A 17,200-nucleotide genomic window follows, 5' to 3' on the forward strand; every position below is an offset into this window, starting at 1 on the left:
CTCTGTTCATTGGTAAGTGTTTTACCACTCCTTTTGCTTTAAACCCTTTTTGAAATTAACTACCCATGAAATTCAAGTCTCAAGACGCTATCCAAGAACTTAACTATAATACTTTACGAGAACAATTGGTTATTCCCGAATATGGAAGACATATTCAAAGTATGATAAACCATATTTGTACTATTGAAGATAGAGAACAAAGAAATAAAGCCGCACAATATGCCATTGATGTAATGGGGAGCATGAATCCCCATTTAAGAGATGTGCCAGATTTTCAGCATAAACTTTGGGATCAATTATTTATTATCGCTAAGTTCCAATTAGATGTAGATAGTCCCTTTCCTATAGCTACAAAGGAAACAACTACTAATAAGCCAGAGTTGTTACCTTATCCTCAAAACCACCCTAAGTATAGGTTTTACGGTAATAATATTACCTACATGATCAATGAAGCCTTGAAGTTTGAGGAAGGTGAAATGAAAGATGCTTTAATTATGGTTATTGCCAATCACATGAAAAAGAGTTTCTTATCATGGAATAAGGATACAGTAACCGATGAGGTAATTTTCGAACATCTATACGAGTTAAGTAAAGGAAAGATTAATCTGTCTAAAAAGGAAGAGGAGCTTTCTTCTACTAATAATTTGATGCAGGTTAATAAGAAGCAATCCAATAAAATGAATTATGGAAGTACTAACCAAAGAAGTAATTCCAATAATAAGAAATACAAAAACAACAATAATAATCACCAGTTTAAAGGTAAAAAATAATGGGTACATTTAAAATTGAGGGAGGATTTCAACTAAAAGGAGAAATTCATGCTCAAGGAGCCAAAAATGAGGCTTTACAAATATTATGTGCTGTTTTGTTAACTCCGGAAAGGGTTGTTATTTCTAACATACCTAATATTATAGACGTTAATAAATTAATTGATTTATTAGAAAAACTAGGGGTTAAGATAGAGCGTTTATCACCAAATAAAATGTCTTTTCAAGCCGATGAGCTAGACTTAGACTTTTTGAGTTCTCAAGAGTTTAAAGAAGGAGGCAGATCTATTAGAGGTTCCATTATGATGGTAGGACCTTTATTAGCAAGATTTGGAAAAGGATATATTCCCAAACCAGGAGGAGATAAAATTGGTCGCCGCCGCTTGGACACCCACTTTGAAGGTTTTATAAAATTAGGAGCTACCTTTAGATACAATAAAGAAGAGTATTTTTATGGGGTAGAGGCCAAGGAGTTAATAGGTACAGATATGCTTTTAGATGAAGCATCTGTAACTGGAACGGCTAATATATTAATGGCTAGTGTACTAGCTAAAGGCATAACAACGATTTATAACGCAGCATGTGAACCATATATTCAGCAACTTTGTAAGATGTTAAATAATATGGGGGCAAAAATCAGCGGTATAGGATCAAATCTTCTAACCATCGAGGGAGTTAAGTCTCTACATGGTTGTGAGCATAGAATGCTTCCCGATATGATTGAAATCGGTTCTTGGATAGGACTAGCTGCCATGACAAAGAGTGAGATTACTATTAAAAACGTTGGCTGGGAACATTTAGGAGTAATTCCAAGTGTTTTTGCTCGTTTAGGTATTACCATAGAAAAGCGTGGAGATGATATCTTTATCCCAGAACACAAAGATGGATATGAAATCCAAAGCTTTATAGATGGATCGATTTTAACTATATCGGACGCTCCATGGCCAGGGCTAACCCCAGACTTACTAAGTGTTATCTTGGTTGTGGCTACTCAGGCAAGAGGAGAGGTTTTAATCCATCAAAAGATGTTTGAAAGTCGATTATTCTTTGTAGATAAATTAATCGATATGGGAGCAAAGATTATCTTATGTGACCCCCATAGAGCCGTAGTGATTGGACACGATTTTAAGAGTCAATTAAAAGCTACTAATATGAGTTCTCCTGATATTAGAGCTGGTGTTTCATTATTAATTGCTTCTTTATCTGCTAAAGGAGTAAGTGTTATTCAGAATATCGATCAAATCGATAGAGGATACGAATCAATTGATGAGCGTCTACGTGCTATTGGAGCAAAAATTGAAAGAATCTAACCTTAAGTGGTTATAAGAATACAAAAAAGGGTGCTATTTCACAATTGAAGACAGCCCCTTTTTTATTTTTGAATCATATCTAAGATTTTAATACCCAACACAAATCCATGCTTTTTTGGAGCATCTGGAGAAATTGAGGTAAAGTAATCTATTCTAAATGGGCGAAACTTCTTAATGCCTATATTATTAAACCCTATACTGAATTCTTGGTAAACATCCTTCTCGGGGACTTCCAAAAGGTGAAAACCTACCACGAAAGAAAAGCCAGTTTTATTTAATAAGGGAATTTTATTTATAAGATATCCTCTAAAGTCGTGTTCCATATGGAATTCTACATAGGAAATATTAGTACTATAGCTATAATAAGGCAAAAGGTTAAACTGTTTATTGTACACTGGGGTACTTCCAATAAAAGTTTGGTTACCATTAAAGTGTTTGTAATCGGTAAAGGAAATAGGGTTTCGTTCTAAGTATCGACCTAAGGAAAGACCAATAAATAAATCTCCATATATACCAATGTTGTTATTAAAGGTTGTACTAAGACTTACAAAAGTATAGTTATAGTCCGAAGTAGTAGAGTTTAATGCCTTTCTTAAGTTTAAAGAAATAACAGGATAAGCAGAAACAGGTAAGTATTGCTTTTGATCTGGGTAACTGATAATCTTTTGATCAAAAACTACATCTAGTTGCAGGTCTAAACTAAAGGCCTTGTTATTAATAAAAGGTTTGCTTTGGAAATCTTCCGGATCCAAAGGGTTGTTAGATTCAAAACTAAGATGAGGTACAAAGGGTGGATGCTCTAGGTGATTACTAAGAGTTCTGCGATTAGAATATTCTAAATAACCTTTGAACTTTAATCCTGTAAATACATATTGTTCATACTGAAGTTGAATAAAGTCTTTTTGGAAATACTTTGCGTAGTTTTTCCCAAACCAAGCACTAGCAAAGGAGTTGATAGGAGTTTTAATAGGGTCATCCCAATTAAATTGCGAAATACTTGAACCTCCTGAAATAGATATTTTATTGTAATTAATCTCATTGAGTAAATGAGAGGCGTAACCAGAGAAGCGGGTTTTGTTCTCCGATACCCCATAATTTAAAATAGCTCCAGCACTTGTTTTGGCTCCACTTTGATATATTTTAGAAAAGTCAAGACCTGTTGTTACGTTAAAGCCTTGTACTGCATTAAAGGCAAAAGTAGATAAAAGCCCCCTATAGGAATAGGTGGTGCTTTTATTAGAATTGATATAGCGATAACCTTTAAGGAATTTAAAAAGAGTGATGTTGTTGTTCCTTTTATCAATGGAGTCCAACATAACAATGGTTTGTTGTTTATCTAATATTTTCCTTGCTTGAAAATTTTGGATTTCTTTTTTGGGTAATGCGTAAGGACGGATAGTATCCCAAAATTCATCTGAATTTTGTTTAAAGTTCTCTTGGTAGCTAATTAGCTCATTAGAAAAATCTTTTTTCCCTAATAAATGGTCTCTTTTATAGTTGTAGAAAAACGAATTAAACTGACCCGTGAAATCAAAGACAATAAATTTTCCATCGATATAAAGATTTTGTTGTTTCTTTATATATCTATTCATTGCCTTATCGTATTGGAAATACTGTGCTACAACTAATTGTTTAGCTAAAGGTAAACCTACGTTGGCTCCTTGCATACCAGCATAAATACTAGTTAATTGCCATAAGTGATCACTTATGGTCATTTCTCCTGTTAACACAGGTTCTCTTTCCCTTTTTGGAGTAAAAGAGATGGTGTAAATGGTATAACCTTCTAAATCCTTCTGGATATTAATTACTTTAAAGTTGTAGTAGTTTCTAGCATAAGAAACTAAAGGGGAGATTATTTTTAGTTGGTTAGATACCTTTGGGGCATAAAAGTCTAGGTGAGAATCTATACCACTTTGCAGAAATATATCTCTTGAATCACCAGTTTCTCTTTGTGCAATCACTTGTTCATGTACATAGTGTTGGTTTAATACAGTTATATCCGAAATTAATTCTCCTGCATATAAATAGGCATTGGGTAAGGAAAGGTCTAGGCGAATGTCTAGGTCTTTACGGTGTTGTCCTAAAAAGGTTTCTCTATCTCCTGCTAATTGGATGTTACCTTTAGAATAGTAGCCTACTGTGTATTTAGTGGGAGGTTTGTTTTTACCTACTAAGTCTAATAAGAATAAAGCATAATCATCCTGAGGGTTTTTAAAACTAAATAAACCTTTATTATAGGTATTAAGGGTGAAATCTTGTTGAAGTTGTTCTTTTTCCTTTAGATTATATTCCATTTGTTTACTTAAATAACCAGTAGCTTGTACCTGTATGGTACCTCTTTGAGGAATTTGAGTAAAGTAGTAATAACCCAGGGAGTCTGTGGTGGTTTGTAATGCAGTATCTCTAAAAAATACTTTTGCATTTTTTAGAGCAACTTTATCTTCATTGATTACCCTTCCTTTTGCCGTAAAATTTTGGCTAAAGCTGGGTAATTGCCAAGAGAGTAAAAAATAAAGACAACATAAAAAGGATATAGGTAAGCGCATTGGTAATTACATGGTAAAGTAACTAAGGGCTAAATTATAGCTCTTAAGCCCAAAGCCGACTACGACCCCTTGACAAACTTTAGAAAGATAAGAATGGTGTCTAAATTCTTCTCTAGCAAAAGTATTAGAAATATGTACCTCGATTACTTTTGTCGTAATACCAGAGATTGCATCGGCTAGTGCGATGGAAGTATGGGTGTATGCTCCTGCGTTTAGAATAATACCATCATAAGAAAAACCTACTTGATGGATTTTATTAATAAGTTCTCCTTCAATATTACTTTGGTAATACTCAATATCTAGAGTAGGGAAACTTGCCTTTAGTTGCTCTAAGTAATCTTGAAAACTCAAGCTTCCGTAGATATGAGGCTCTCTTTTACCTAAGAGGTTTAAGTTAGGACCGTTTATAATGATTATTTTCATAGTAATATTCGCGTGGTTTATATAGGCAAAGATAATTATTAATTCATTGTTTAATATAATAAGTTCAACTAATTATGCAGGGCACAGCCATATAAAAGAGATTTTGTAAAAATAAGCGCGCTAAAAAAGCTCTTTTATTCTCACTTGTTTAACCAAAGTAGCTTTAGTTGAAAAGCTAATTCTTTTTGTACCTTAGCTAAAAAAATGCACAGTAAATATTGGCAGAGTAATATTCGCATGTTTTCTACTTATTTAAAATTAGAAAGGGGATTGTCGGATAACTCTATACAAAGTTATGTTCTAGATGTACGAAAGTTTATAGGTTTTTTAGAATCCTATCCAGAGGTGGTACAAATAGGGGATATAACCGATGAATTTGTCCAGGAATTTATTTATCAAATACATGATTTTGTTGCACCTACTACCCAAAGTAGGATTATATCTGGGTTAAAAAGCTTTTTTAATTACTTTGTATTAGAAGGTTATATAGAGCGTTCTCCAGTAGAACATATCTCCAGTCCTAAGCAAGGAAGAAAGCTTCCAGTTGTTTTAAGTTTAGATCAAATCGACGCTTTAATCGCAGCAATAGATCAAAGTAGCGATCTAGGGTATAGAAATAAAGTTATTTTAGAAACGCTGTATAGCTGTGGATTAAGGGTAAGTGAATTAACCCATTTGAAAATTTCCGATTTATTTTTCAATGAAGGTTTTATACGAATAATCGGAAAAGGATCTAAGCACCGTTTTGTGCCTATTGATCCCAATACCATGCAATATATAACCACTTATATAAAGACCATTAGAAGTAAGATAGAGGTGCAAAAAACAAGTAGTGATATTTTGTTTTTAAATCGCAGAGGCGCTCAATTAACCCGTGCAATGATCTTTACTATTATAAAAGATTTAGTTAGAGAGTTAGACTTTAATAAAGAGGTTTCTCCTCATACCTTTCGCCATTCCTTTGCGACTCATTTATTAGATAACGGAGCGGATATTCGTATTATTCAATTGCTTTTAGGTCATGAGAGTATTACAACAACACAAATCTATACTCATGTGTCTTCTCAGCGGTTAAAAGATGTGTTATTGCGCTTTCATCCAAGGGCAAACAAAGAAGAGTTATAAGGTAAATACAAGCCATAAAAAAACGTCTAAGAAAGTTCTTAGACGTTTTTTTATAGTATATAAGTAATAAAATTATTTAGCAATGTTAATTGCTCTAGTTTCTCTAATTACTGTAATTTTCACTTGACCTGGATAAGTCATTTCTGTTTGAATTTTCTGTGAAATATCGAAAGACAATGTACTTGCCATTTCATCACTTACTTTTTCACTCTCTACAATAACTCTTAATTCTCTACCTGCTTGAATTGCGTAAGAATTTTTAACTCCATTAAAATCATTAGCTATGCTTTCTAAGTCTTTCAGGCGTTGGATGTAAGAGTCTAATACTTGACGTCTTGCTCCTGGTCTTGCCCCAGAGATAGCGTCACATACTTGAACTAATGGAGAAATAAGTGAAGTCATTTCTATTTCATCATGGTGAGCTCCAATGGCATTGCAAACCTCTGGTTTCTCTCCGTATTTCTCTGCCCATTGCATTCCTAAGATTGCGTGAGGTAGTTCACTTTCTGTTTCAGGTACTTTACCAATATCGTGTAGTAATCCTGCTCTTTTTGCTAGTTTAACGTTAAGCCCTAATTCTGCAGCCATTAAACCACATAATTTAGCTACTTCTCTAGAGTGTTGTAATAGGTTTTGACCATAAGAAGAGCGGTATTTCATTCTCCCAACAACTTTGATTAATTCAGGGTGTAATCCGTGAATACCTAAGTCAATAACAGTTCTTTTACCTATTTCAATGATTTCTTCATCAATTTGTTTAGTTGTTTTAGCAACCACCTCTTCAATTCTTGCAGGGTGGATACGTCCATCGGTTACTAAACGGTGTAAAGAAAGACGAGCAATTTCTCTTCTAACTGGATCAAAACAAGATAAAATAATAGCCTCAGGGGTATCATCTACAATTATTTCTACTCCTGTGGCAGCTTCAATGGCGCGGATATTACGTCCTTCACGACCAATAATTCTACCCTTTACATCATCCGATTCAATATTAAATACAGATACACAGTTTTCTACTGCTTCTTCTGTTCCTACTCGTTGAATGGTTTGAATTACAATTTTCTTAGCCTCTTGTTGAGCAGTTAATTTTGCTTCTTCAATAGAGTCTTGTATATAAGCCATTGCATCTGCTTTAGCCTCATTTTTCAAACTCTCAATGATTTGGTTTTTAGCTTCCTCTGCTGTTAATCCCGAAATAGCTTCTAATTGCTCCACTGAAGTGCGGTGTAATTTGTCTATTTCTTCTTGTTTTTTACTGATTACTTCCAATTTGTTATTGTAATCAGTGATTACTTTTTCGCTCTCTTCTGCCGCTTTTTTAGCCTTAGCTAGCTCACTTGATATCTGAGACTCTTTATCTCTTGTTCTTTTTTCAGCTTCAGCGATTTTTTTATCCCTAGATAAAATAACCTGTTCATGTTCTGATTTAAGCTCAATAAACTTTTCTTTAGCTTGTAATATCTTCTCTTTTTTGATGGCTTCTCCCTCCGTTTTTGCTTCTCGCAATATCGTCTTAGCTTCACCTTGTGTTCTCTGTAGTATAGAAGAGGCGTGATTCTTTTCTAAGTACTTCGCTATGGCAAAGCCTATACCAGCACCTAGTACAACTCCTCCGACGATGAATAATATTCCCATAAATGTTTCAAAATTATATATAAAAAAAGCCCACATTAGTAGAGTTGCATAAACTCTTAAAAAGACAAGTTTTGAGCTAACTCGCTGTTCAAGGATCTGCGCAAGGCAGCATGCTTTAGTAGCAAAGATTCACTCATTTTAATTTGTTAGTGTTGAGTTTATCAAACGGGTTCTAATGTGGGCAGTATCTTTTGTTTAAGAACGTCTTTTGTTATTTTTTCGATAATATACTTTCTAGTACTTGATCTAATTTAATTAATCGGTCTACCGATTTGTTGTATGACTCTGTAGTGTCTATGGTTTTTTGCTCGCTTTGCGAGGCCAATTGCAAGGCACACATCGCCAAAACATCTTGTTTATCTCTCACAGCATAATTTTGTTCAAACTGATGAATCATCGTTTCGATTTTCTTTGAAGCTGTTCGCAAAGCTTCCTCTTGAGCATAACTAACTGTTAATGGATATACTCTATCTGCTATCGAAATTTTAATTCTTAATTGTTCATCTTTACGCATAAACTAATTATTTAGTGAGCTGAGCGATACATTGATCGATCTCTTTTATTAATGAATTTATCTTGAGTTTTGTCTCTCTTTTTGTTTCTTCACTGCCCAATAAGGAATTCGCAAGTTGCAGGGATTCATACCTCTGGTAAATCTCATCTAATCGCTTCTCATTTTGATGAATTTCCAACTTAGCTTGGTTAAGATTTTCCTTTAACTGATCGTTCTCAGCTTGTAAAACATTCAACCGTTGTACAAGTTTTGCAAACTTAACTTCTAAAGAACTTATTATATCCGTTAGTTCACTCATTATACCTTTTGTTAATCCTTATACTACAAAGTTACAATTAGTATTTAAATTTAAAAAAGTTTTAGCATAAAAAATAGTCTTTTTCTATAAATAGTATTTTACCTTGTTTTACTAGGGTTGGTTTTGTGGTTAGAATTTAAAAAATAGCTAGACATTATGTATTTTAGCACAAAACAAATATACGATGAAATATAGATTTTTTTGCACTTTGCTGGCAATGAGTGTTTTTGGACTTGGTAATGCCTTGGGCCAAGAAAGTTTACAACCTCCTCTAGAAATTCCTTTGCATGCTTCAGGTAATTTTGGAGAATTAAGAGGTACGCATTTTCATGCAGGTCTAGATATTAAAACCCAGCAAAGAACAGGAATAAATGTTTATAGTACACAAAGCGGATATGTATCGCGCATAAAAGTGTCCACTTGGGGGTATGGAAAAGTTATCTATATCGCACATCCCAATGGCCAGACAACTGTGTATGCTCACTTAGATAAATTTCAAGGAGATATAGCGGATTATGTGTTAAAGAATCATTATGCAAAAAAGGCTTTCGAAATAGAAATGTTTCCCGCTAAAGGGGAATTACCTGTTGAAAAGGGACAATTAATCGCATTAAGTGGTAATACAGGTGGAAGTGGGGGACCTCACTTGCACTATGAGGTAAGAGATACTAGAACCCAAGAAGTCTTAAATCCTTTTTCTACTGGTTTGGATGAAAAATTAACCGATACAAAGGCTCCTACTGTCAATAGTGTTCGCGTGTACCCTTTACAGGATAAAGCAGCTGTTCAAGGAAAGAGTACTGCCTTTGACCTTGGTTTTAAAGCTAAAGATGCCAACACCATTATTGTGGATACTGTTTTTGCTAAAGGGCCAATTAGCTTTGGTATCGACACTCATGACACAGCTGATTTTAATGCCAACAAAAATGGGGTGTACAAACTAAGAGCATATGCAAAGGATCAACTGGTTTTTGGCTACACTTTTGATCGTTTTTCTTTTAGTGAGACCAATTTAGTAAATGCCTTAGTAGATTATCCTTTATATGTGAATAATAGTAGAAGAGTACAGCGTTTGTTTCATCCTAAAGGCTATAATTTGTCGGTTTTGATAAAAGGTCTTGGAAGTGGTATAGTTGAGGTGAAGCCTCAAGATAACTTTGAGTATATTATTGAATTATGTGACTATCATGGTAATGAGCAAAAGGTAATTATCCCTGTTGTTTATAAGGAGCAGACTATCGTTTTACAAGATCCTGTAAAAAAGGACTTAAAACCCATTCACACTCAAAAAGCCTATACTTTCTCTAGTGACTTTGCTACTGTGAATTTAAGGGAAAACTCATTTTTTGAAGATTTTGATTTGGATTTATCTACTAAAGATGGAGTTCTTTACTTTCACACTCCACAAGTGTATAGTAAGAAAAACATGACAGTGGTTTTTGATACAAGTCAGATGAATATAGAAGACCCTTCGAAAGCCTTTATTGGATTAGTAGGTAAAAACGGTAGTAGATCCTATTATGCAACAACTAAAAAAGGAAGTCAATATTCTATTGAAACAAAGAATTTTGGACAATATCAAATCATGTATGATAGGGTAGCTCCTAGTATTTATGGGGCGAGTTTCAAACCAGGAGATTGGTTGAGTAATGCCACTAAAATTAGCTTTAAAGTGAGCGATGATTTATCGGGGATTTCCTCTATACAAGGCTATATTAATGATAAGTGGATTCTATTGGATTACGATTACAAAACAAAGACAATAACCCATTATTTTAGTGATGGTATTGTTGGTTCTTCAAGACAAGATGTTACTATTATAGTAAAGGATAATGTAGGAAATACTAAAGAATTAAATACTCATTTCTTCAGAAAGTAATCCCGGCTTTTTAGCCTTGTAACTAAAGAGTATATTCCTTTAATAAGATAGGGAAATAGAAAATTTAAAAGGTATCTAAGAGGTAGAACACTCTTGGGTACCTTTGTTGTTTTAGGTGTTTTTAGAGGGGAATTTTATCTAAAGAAATATAGAAAAATAATGTATCTTTGAGGTAGTAATTTTTTTGAAAAAATATGAAAAAGGGATATGCCTTATTACTCCTTGCTTTATCTATGGTTGCCTTAGGATGCAAACAAGAACAAACGCCTAAAGTTATCTATAGCGATAAAGTAGTGGAGAAAGAATTAGATCCAAATCAATCAGAGGCCAATGAGGAGGTTAAAGCGGATTTTTTAATCGCTGATTTGCCTATTAGTTTTGCTGACTCTAATTATTTAATTCATCCCGTTGGACAGGTAAGAACTTATGGAACAGGCTCCAAATATTCTGCGAAAAAGCAATCCTATTCCTTCACTATTTCTAGTTATGTTCCCTTTCAATTAACGGGTAGTTTAGATAACCTAATGTTTCAACATGTGGATTCACTATCCATTTATCCTTTAACCAATGATGTCGTTAAGATAGAAACAGTAAATTATTTAAAAGAGTTAGCCGATAAGACAAAAAAACATATTTTAGTATATACTCTTAGTGATCAGGATACTAATTTAGATGGTCAAATTGATCGATCGGATATTAAAAACTTATATATAAGCGATAATCAAGGTAAAAACTTTACTAAACTAAATCCAGAATTACAAGAAGTGTTAGATTGGAGCTTAGTGATTCAAAACAACCGTCTGTACTTTAGATGTATACAAGATGTCAATAAAAATGGCGCTTTTGATAAAATGGATACCATACATTACTACTATGTAGATTTATTAAAAACTCCTTGGGTGAGGGTGAGTTATACCCCATTTCAGGATAAACAAAAACAAGAACAAGAAGTATTAGAGAATTAAAGGGCTACATACCTTTTTTTATTATAGTAACAAAGGGATTATCTTTTTTGAGATAGTCCCTTTGTTATTTATATGCTCTTTTAGTAATTGTGAATAAACTACTCTTCAAGAAGTTCTTTGTCTAATTGCTTTCTTTCTTGGATGAATTCAGCTAATTGAACTCCATATTTAGAAGCAGCTACTTTTTGATCTAGTGAATTGTAAATTGTGTCTAAGAACTTAGTGTTAGCATCATATAAGTCACTTAAAGCAATATAAGGTGCCACCTCAGAATTCTTATGGTTTAAAGCAAAGTTTACCGCATTTAAGTATTTACGTACTATTAAGCGCTCACTAACTTTGATTAAAGAGTCTCTTTTAATTGGTTCGTTTAGTTTATCTGCTTGAAAAATATCAATTACCAATTCATTTTGACGGTCGCTTATAATGGAGCGTGTCTTTAAATAATTCTCGTAAACCTCTTGGGTGCTGGATCCTGTAATTTTAGCATCTGCATAAAATTTCTTCAAAGTAGTGTTTATTTGGATATTCCCAGGCTCTACAAATAAAGGGATTTGATTGTCGGAAGAATTGGTATAACCTCTATCTAGGGTTATATAAAACATCTCAGGAGAATCTACATTGGTAGAGAAAAGGAAGTCAGAATTTCCATCTACTATCAAAGAGTCGATTGCCACAAGGGTAGTATCTTGGACCTTTGCAAGATAAAGTTTCCCTTGTTTGAATCCTTTAACTGTTCCCTTTATAGTTACATTGTTATTTGTGTTTTGGTTATTTTGACAAGAGACAAAGATAACTCCACAGGCAATTAATGCAGTATAAAAAAATTTTCTCATAGTTAACTAAAATAATCTTTTGGCTTAGTATTGGTTATTTTGCTTTTAATCTTGTTTTTTTAATAAAAACAGATGGGGTACAAACCCTTATAGGGTTAGATTTTAAAGCCCTGCAAATATATATAATAGAAGTTAATAACAATGCTTTATTTCTTAGGATTTCACGGTATTATGTTAAAGTGTTAAAAGCAAACTTTATTTTCTACTGTGTTTGGCTGTATAGTTTTTTGTAGTGCTTGAAAACTAGTAGAAGTCTACTTAAGGCATAGCTTTTAATTTGATAAATAGTCTGTTAGGTGAAAATTATTAATAGATTAGATCTTTTTCGAAAGGATAGAAATCAAGTATATCAAAAAAAAATACAGGGTGATTTTTTTTACAAAAGTTAAATTTCAATAGAATAACTTGTATATTAGGGTATTGCAAAATATAATAAAAAACAAATATGAATTATACGGTTTTTTGTGGATCCGGTTCAGGAAGCAGAGCTTCCTTCAAGTCAGAGGCATTTTTATTAGGAACTTTACTAGCTACTCGAAATATCAACTTAGTTTACGGAGGTTGTAAAGTAGGTTTAATGGGAGCATTAGCTGATGGAGTTTTATCCAAAAATGGGCATGTAATAGGTGTCTTTCCAGAGTTTCTGGAGAATAGAGAGCTTATACATCCTAATCTAAGTGAATTGATACTGGTTAAAGATATGGCAGAGAGAAAAAGACAATTGCTGGATTTAAGCCAGGGATTTATTGCCTTACCAGGTGGCTTTGGGACTTTAGAGGAGTTTTTCGAAGTTGTTACTTTTGCTCAACTTGGTCTGTTTGAAAAACCTATTGGCCTATTGAATTTAGAAGGATTTTACAATCCACTATTAGACATGATGCAACATATGGTAAAGCAAGGTTTTGTGCAAAAAGATACCTTAGATTTGTTTGTAGTTGCAGATAATGTATTAGACTTATTAGAGAAGTTAAAACGTTATTGTTCACAGTATACTTCAAAATGGGCACAAGTGGGTCTGTAAATACAGTTATTTTTACACACTGCTAATTCAGCCTTAACATTGGCTTGATTTTAAGCTGGTTTTACACTATTACCTTTGTGTGGTATAATATACTTTAGTTTTAGCAGTGCGTTTATTTTTTTTATTTTTTTTATTTTTTTTATGGTGTAATATTATTTATAGTCATAATGTTTATTTTCAAGTAATTAATAGTCAAAATGGTTTGTCTAATAATTCAGTGCATCGCCTTTTAGCCCATAGTAATGGAGATATCTGGATTGCTACTTGGGATGGGATAAATATCTATGATGGGAATAAATTAATTATACATAAAAATGATCCTTTCGATTCCAAATCTTTGGCAGGTAATAGTATTATTTGTTTAATTGAAGATGCCAAACAAGATGTTTGGCTTTTAAGTGATAGTAAGCAATTAAGTAGATATAATCCAAAAACAGGTTTTCAAAATATAGACTTACCTTTTTTTGGAGTCGCTCTTTTTTTAGATGATAAATATGGATTAGTCATTCAAAGTGATAAACATCAATTTTATTATTTGAACGATAATCAAGAACTTGAACTTTTAAGCCAGTTTGAATTTCCCTTACTAATGGATAGTGAGGTTCAAGATAGTATTAGACATTTTTGGAAAAACCATTTTGTTGATCAAAATATAAATAAAATTATTGCTTATAAAGAAGGACAGTTTTTAGTAGGCACAAATAAAAATGGATTATATCTAGTTCAAGTAAATGATAAATCCCAGGTGGAGATATTGGAAAACTTCACCTCAGATGTGTCTAAGGGAGCTATTTTACCTAGTAATGAAATAGTAGATATAATTAAGGATAAATACCAAGTTGTTTGGCTAGGGTTTAAAGATGGTGGAATAGCTAAGATGTATAGTCAAAATAATGGTATAGGATTAGTTAGTGAAACCAAAGATATTTTGCCTCAACAAACTGTAAGAGCTATTTTAAAAGATCAACAACAAAATTTATGGCTTGGTTATTACAATAAGGGGGTGTATATACAAAAAAGTAAGCAGCAAGATTTTAAGTATTTTGATTTAAAACAAGACAATGAGGATTGGTTACGCGTTCGTTCTTTATTTCAAGATAGTAATAATAGTGTTTGGGTTGGAACCTATGCAGGAGTAATACGTATAGAGGACCAAAGTAAAGTAATGTACTATTCAACTTCTACGGATGCTTCAATGATGAGCAACCGTACTTACGCCATTGCTCAAGATAAAAACCAAAATATTTGGATGGGGGGATGGGGTGGATTAAGTAAATTTGATCTCAAAGCAAATAGCTTTGTGCCTTTTGCACAGCAAGCTTCATTTAAGCAATATAATATCCGTAAAATAGTACCTATTGGAGATAAACTTTATATAGCTACCGAGCACCATGGGATAATTTTATATGATTTAAAAACTCAGGATATTTTAGGATTTGATCAAAAAAAGGGCCTGGTGGGAAATAGTGTCTATGATATTTATTACGATCCAGTTATGCAGCAATTTTGGATTGCCTCTTTAGGTGGAATTACAATAGTAGATAATCAACTACGTTTAATAACTACTTTAACCGAATCTGATGGTCTACCAAGTCATTTGGTATATAGTTTAAATGCTGTTTCAGGTAAAATATGGATTAGTACTACAAAGGGGATTGCTACCATTGATATGAAAAATAGAGCTGTTGTTAATTATAGCAACCTATTTCTCTGGCAAGGACTCGAATTTTCAGAAGGTGCATATTTTTTCGATTCTGATGAGCAATTGTTTTATGGAGGTACCAAGGGAATTAACACAGTGGATACTAAGGAGTTTTTCCATCAAAGTAGTGTTCCTGATTTTAAGTTATGGGTTGATGAACAAGTAGTCACGCAAAATGAAGTAGTACAAAGAGAATATTCCAACAGTAGTTTACAGTTAGAGCTCTATCCTATAGGTATTCATTCTCACGGGATAAATCAATTTGAATACCGCATAGCTGGACTTTTTCAGGAGTATAGGCCTTTGTTAAGAAATATTATTTATTTAGACAATCTTGACTCAGGCAAGTATGTTCTACAAGTAAGAGATAAGGCAAGTGTGGATAGTGGTCCCCTTTTCTCTAAAGAAATTACAATTCTACCTCCATTTTACCAAAGAATTTATTTTATTGTTATTGTCTTTATATCCATTGCTTTTGTAATTTATGGAGGTTATTTCTTAAAAAAATACTGGGTAAAAAGGCAACAAAAACAATTACAACAAAAAGTAAAAAAACACACCCATAAAATATCCCTCGAAAAAGAAAACTTAGCTAGACAAAATAGGAAATTAAGGAAATTTAACCAACATATATACCATCGTGAACAACAATTACTTTCCGTACACTCTAGTTTGAGAAATAAGGATATCGATCTAGAAAATTTCAGAGCCTATTTATTTTTTAATATTCAGCGTCCTATAGCCGAATTATTAGAGGGGATAGAGCAAAATGTGTCAAAAAATAAACTAAGGGACTTAGCAATAATTGCCTATCAAAGAACCAAAGACTGGGAACCCTTAAAAACTATTACTGATTTTGGTGAGAATTCCCCCATTTATGTTAATGTAAAGGATTTTGTGGGGCAGACTCTACAAAGTTATATTACCAAAGATAAAACTAGTAAACAAGTAGTCTTTTTCAATAATCAATTGCCTGATGACTTATGGGCTGAGATAGACATTGCTAGATTTCAGAGCCTTATACATCACCTTTTGCATGAATGTTCTAAATTTTGTGATAAGAAAACAGGTGTAACCCTTGGCTGTTTCACAGAGCAAGGAGATGTACTTGTTTTGGAATTTCAATCCAAATGTGAGTTATTAAAGAAGTATTGGAAGTTTAATAAGGAGTTTAGTCCTTACACCAAAGCAATAAATAGGTTGTCCCAGGATTTAGGAGTTTGTATACAAGAGGTAGAATCTAATGATTTTCAGTTAAACATACAATTAGCCCTTTCAAAGCAACAGACTGAGGTAAAACAACCTAAATGGAGTCAAGAGGCTCTAATGCAGCAAATATCTCCTTTACCAGCAAATAAGGTTAACCTATTAGTACTAGTTAAAGAGCAAGATCAAAGCATTGTAGAAAATGTACTTGCCACCTCGACTAATTGCCATGTTGTGTTTGCAAAAACAGCTCTTCAAGGTGTTGATTATTTAAACTTATACTCTTTTCAAGGTATTATTATTTATGACTCTTCCTTAGATAAGAATCTACACTATTTCCTTGAGAAATGTAAGGAGAATAGAAAGAACTCCAATGCGACTACTTTTTATTTATGCCAACAATCCACCTATTTTTTACAAGATAAATTATATGCTTTAGGAGTAAATCAGATTATCCACTTACCTATATCAGCACAGACATGGAATAATAAAATACTGGAGCCTCTAAGTCAAATCAAGCAAAGCAATCAATTAAAAGATATTTTACAAGTGCCTTTACAGCAGATTGCTCAAGAGGAGGTGCAAATTTCTTTTGAGCAAAAGCTTCTTAGAAAAGCTTTGGGTATTTTACAGCAGTCCTATAGTAGACCTGAGTTTAGTATAGAGGAATTAACTCAGGAACTAGGGGTGTCTAAAATAAAATGTTACCGATTGTTTAAAGATAATTTAGACAAATCTCCCATGGAATTATTAGTAGAGTTGCGTATGGAGAGAGCAAAGAGTTTAATCCATAGCAATACAGGGATGACTATTTCAGAAATTAGCTTTGAGTGTGGTTATAACGACCCAAAGTACTTTAGTAAAACTTTTAAAAAAATATTTGGCATCACCCCTTCTGCCTATTGTAAAGAAAAAAGTTAGAGCAAAGCCGTAGTTAGCTTAGTGTTAAGCTAATGTTGTTGCAATAAAAGTC

13 protein-coding genes and 1 other RNA gene are annotated in these 17,200 nt (G+C 33.2%); 7 read left to right on the plus strand and 7 right to left on the minus strand.

The genetic code is table 11. The annotated features are described in order from the left end of the window. The first annotated feature begins 65 nt into the window (after positions 1-65). Both ACYSNX_RS04810 and murA read left to right on the plus strand, forming a co-directional pair. Entirely contained in the window at positions 66-770 is a 705-nt protein-coding gene (locus ACYSNX_RS04810; protein WP_461753551.1) for a DUF4290 domain-containing protein, read from the plus strand. After that, a complete protein-coding gene (gene murA, locus ACYSNX_RS04815) occupies positions 770-2,077 on the plus strand; it encodes a UDP-N-acetylglucosamine 1-carboxyvinyltransferase (protein ID WP_461753552.1) in 1,308 nt (435 codons plus the stop codon). Before ACYSNX_RS04810 ends, murA begins: the two co-directional genes overlap by 1 nt. Positions 2,078-2,139: 62 nt before the next feature. Here murA and ACYSNX_RS04820 read toward each other — a convergent pair whose 3' ends face one another. Both ACYSNX_RS04820 and aroQ read right to left on the minus strand, forming a co-directional pair. Beyond that, a complete protein-coding gene (locus tag ACYSNX_RS04820) occupies positions 2,140-4,623 on the minus strand; it encodes a DUF5686 family protein (RefSeq protein WP_461753553.1) in 2,484 nt (827 codons plus the stop codon). 6 nt (positions 4,624-4,629) lie between these two features. Then, positions 4,630-5,046, minus strand: a complete 417-nt coding sequence (gene aroQ, locus ACYSNX_RS04825) for a type II 3-dehydroquinate dehydratase (protein ID WP_461753554.1) — start codon at positions 5,044-5,046, stop codon at positions 4,630-4,632. A 204-nt stretch (positions 5,047-5,250) separates the two neighbouring features. Here aroQ and xerA point away from each other — a divergent pair, with 204 nt between their 5' ends. Further along, a complete protein-coding gene (xerA, locus tag ACYSNX_RS04830; protein WP_461753555.1) occupies positions 5,251-6,171 on the plus strand; it encodes a site-specific tyrosine recombinase/integron integrase in 921 nt (306 codons plus the stop codon). A 72-nt stretch (positions 6,172-6,243) separates the two neighbouring features. On the opposite strand, the gene rny is transcribed toward xerA, so the two are convergent. The 4 genes from rny to ACYSNX_RS04850 all read right to left on the minus strand — a co-directional run bounded on the left by rny (position 6,244) and on the right by ACYSNX_RS04850 (position 8,618). Continuing rightward, positions 6,244-7,806: a ribonuclease Y gene (gene rny, locus ACYSNX_RS04835; protein ID WP_461753556.1), complete on the minus strand. Its 1,563-nt coding sequence runs from the start codon at positions 7,804-7,806 to the stop codon at positions 6,244-6,246. Positions 7,807-7,856: 50 nt separating this feature from the next. Further along, positions 7,857-7,964, minus strand: a non-coding RNA gene (gene ssrS, locus ACYSNX_RS04840) — 6S RNA. 53 nt (positions 7,965-8,017) lie between these two features. Next, on the minus strand, positions 8,018-8,320 hold the full coding sequence (locus ACYSNX_RS04845) for a cell division protein ZapA (RefSeq protein WP_461753557.1): 303 nt from the start codon (positions 8,318-8,320) through the stop codon (positions 8,018-8,020). 7 nt (positions 8,321-8,327) lie between these two features. Next, on the minus strand, positions 8,328-8,618 hold the full coding sequence (locus tag ACYSNX_RS04850) for a hypothetical protein (protein ID WP_461753558.1): 291 nt from the start codon (positions 8,616-8,618) through the stop codon (positions 8,328-8,330). A gap of 184 nt (positions 8,619-8,802) precedes the next feature. On the opposite strand from ACYSNX_RS04850, the gene ACYSNX_RS04855 reads away from it, so the two are divergent. Together ACYSNX_RS04855 and ACYSNX_RS04860 are read left to right on the plus strand one after the other, a co-directional pair. Next, positions 8,803-10,497 carry a M23 family metallopeptidase gene (locus ACYSNX_RS04855; RefSeq protein ID WP_461753559.1) on the plus strand — a complete coding sequence of 565 codons (1,695 nt, stop codon included), beginning with the start codon at positions 8,803-8,805 and terminating at the stop codon, positions 10,495-10,497. A gap of 194 nt (positions 10,498-10,691) precedes the next feature. After that, complete coding sequence (locus ACYSNX_RS04860; RefSeq protein ID WP_461753560.1) at positions 10,692-11,462, plus strand: hypothetical protein; 771 nt, start codon at positions 10,692-10,694, stop codon at positions 11,460-11,462. 98 nt (positions 11,463-11,560) lie between these two features. On the opposite strand, the gene ACYSNX_RS04865 is transcribed toward ACYSNX_RS04860, so the two are convergent. Then, the gene (locus ACYSNX_RS04865; protein WP_461753561.1) at positions 11,561-12,298 is read right to left on the minus strand and encodes a DUF4369 domain-containing protein; all 738 of its coding nucleotides are present in this window, start codon (positions 12,296-12,298) and stop codon (positions 11,561-11,563) included. 445 nt (positions 12,299-12,743) lie between these two features. Between ACYSNX_RS04865 and ACYSNX_RS04870 the strand changes: the two genes are divergently transcribed. Together ACYSNX_RS04870 and ACYSNX_RS04875 are read left to right on the plus strand one after the other, a co-directional pair. Continuing rightward, entirely contained in the window at positions 12,744-13,319 is a 576-nt protein-coding gene (locus ACYSNX_RS04870; RefSeq protein WP_461753562.1) for an LOG family protein, read from the plus strand. A gap of 202 nt (positions 13,320-13,521) precedes the next feature. Further along, positions 13,522-17,148, plus strand: coding sequence for a two-component regulator propeller domain-containing protein (locus tag ACYSNX_RS04875; protein WP_461753563.1), 3,627 nt, complete (start codon positions 13,522-13,524; stop codon positions 17,146-17,148). Positions 17,149-17,200 lie beyond the last annotated feature (52 nt).

It is taken from the genome of Myroides sp. LJL115 (assembly GCF_054871665.1).

Bases quoted from the DNA above. Each gene is read 5' to 3' on its own strand.
- ACYSNX_RS04870 (WP_461753562.1), top strand. From the start codon at position 12,744: ATGAATTATACGGTTTTTTGTGGATCCGGTTCAGGAAGCAGAGCTTCC.
- aroQ (WP_461753554.1), bottom strand. From the start codon at position 5,046: ATGAAAATAATCATTATAAACGGTCCTAACTTAAACCTCTTAGGTAAA.
- ACYSNX_RS04865 (WP_461753561.1), bottom strand. From the start codon at position 12,298: ATGAGAAAATTTTTTTATACTGCATTAATTGCCTGTGGAGTTATCTTT.
- ACYSNX_RS04810 (WP_461753551.1), top strand. From the start codon at position 66: ATGAAATTCAAGTCTCAAGACGCTATCCAAGAACTTAACTATAATACT.
- ACYSNX_RS04860 (WP_461753560.1), top strand. From the start codon at position 10,692: ATGAAAAAGGGATATGCCTTATTACTCCTTGCTTTATCTATGGTTGCC.
- ACYSNX_RS04850 (WP_461753558.1), bottom strand. From the start codon at position 8,618: ATGAGTGAACTAACGGATATAATAAGTTCTTTAGAAGTTAAGTTTGCA.
- xerA (WP_461753555.1), top strand. From the start codon at position 5,251: ATGCACAGTAAATATTGGCAGAGTAATATTCGCATGTTTTCTACTTAT.
- ACYSNX_RS04845 (WP_461753557.1), bottom strand. From the start codon at position 8,320: ATGCGTAAAGATGAACAATTAAGAATTAAAATTTCGATAGCAGATAGA.
- murA (WP_461753552.1), top strand. From the start codon at position 770: ATGGGTACATTTAAAATTGAGGGAGGATTTCAACTAAAAGGAGAAATT.
- rny (WP_461753556.1), bottom strand. From the start codon at position 7,806: ATGGGAATATTATTCATCGTCGGAGGAGTTGTACTAGGTGCTGGTATA.
- ACYSNX_RS04855 (WP_461753559.1), top strand. From the start codon at position 8,803: ATGAAATATAGATTTTTTTGCACTTTGCTGGCAATGAGTGTTTTTGGA.
- ACYSNX_RS04820 (WP_461753553.1), bottom strand. From the start codon at position 4,623: ATGCGCTTACCTATATCCTTTTTATGTTGTCTTTATTTTTTACTCTCT.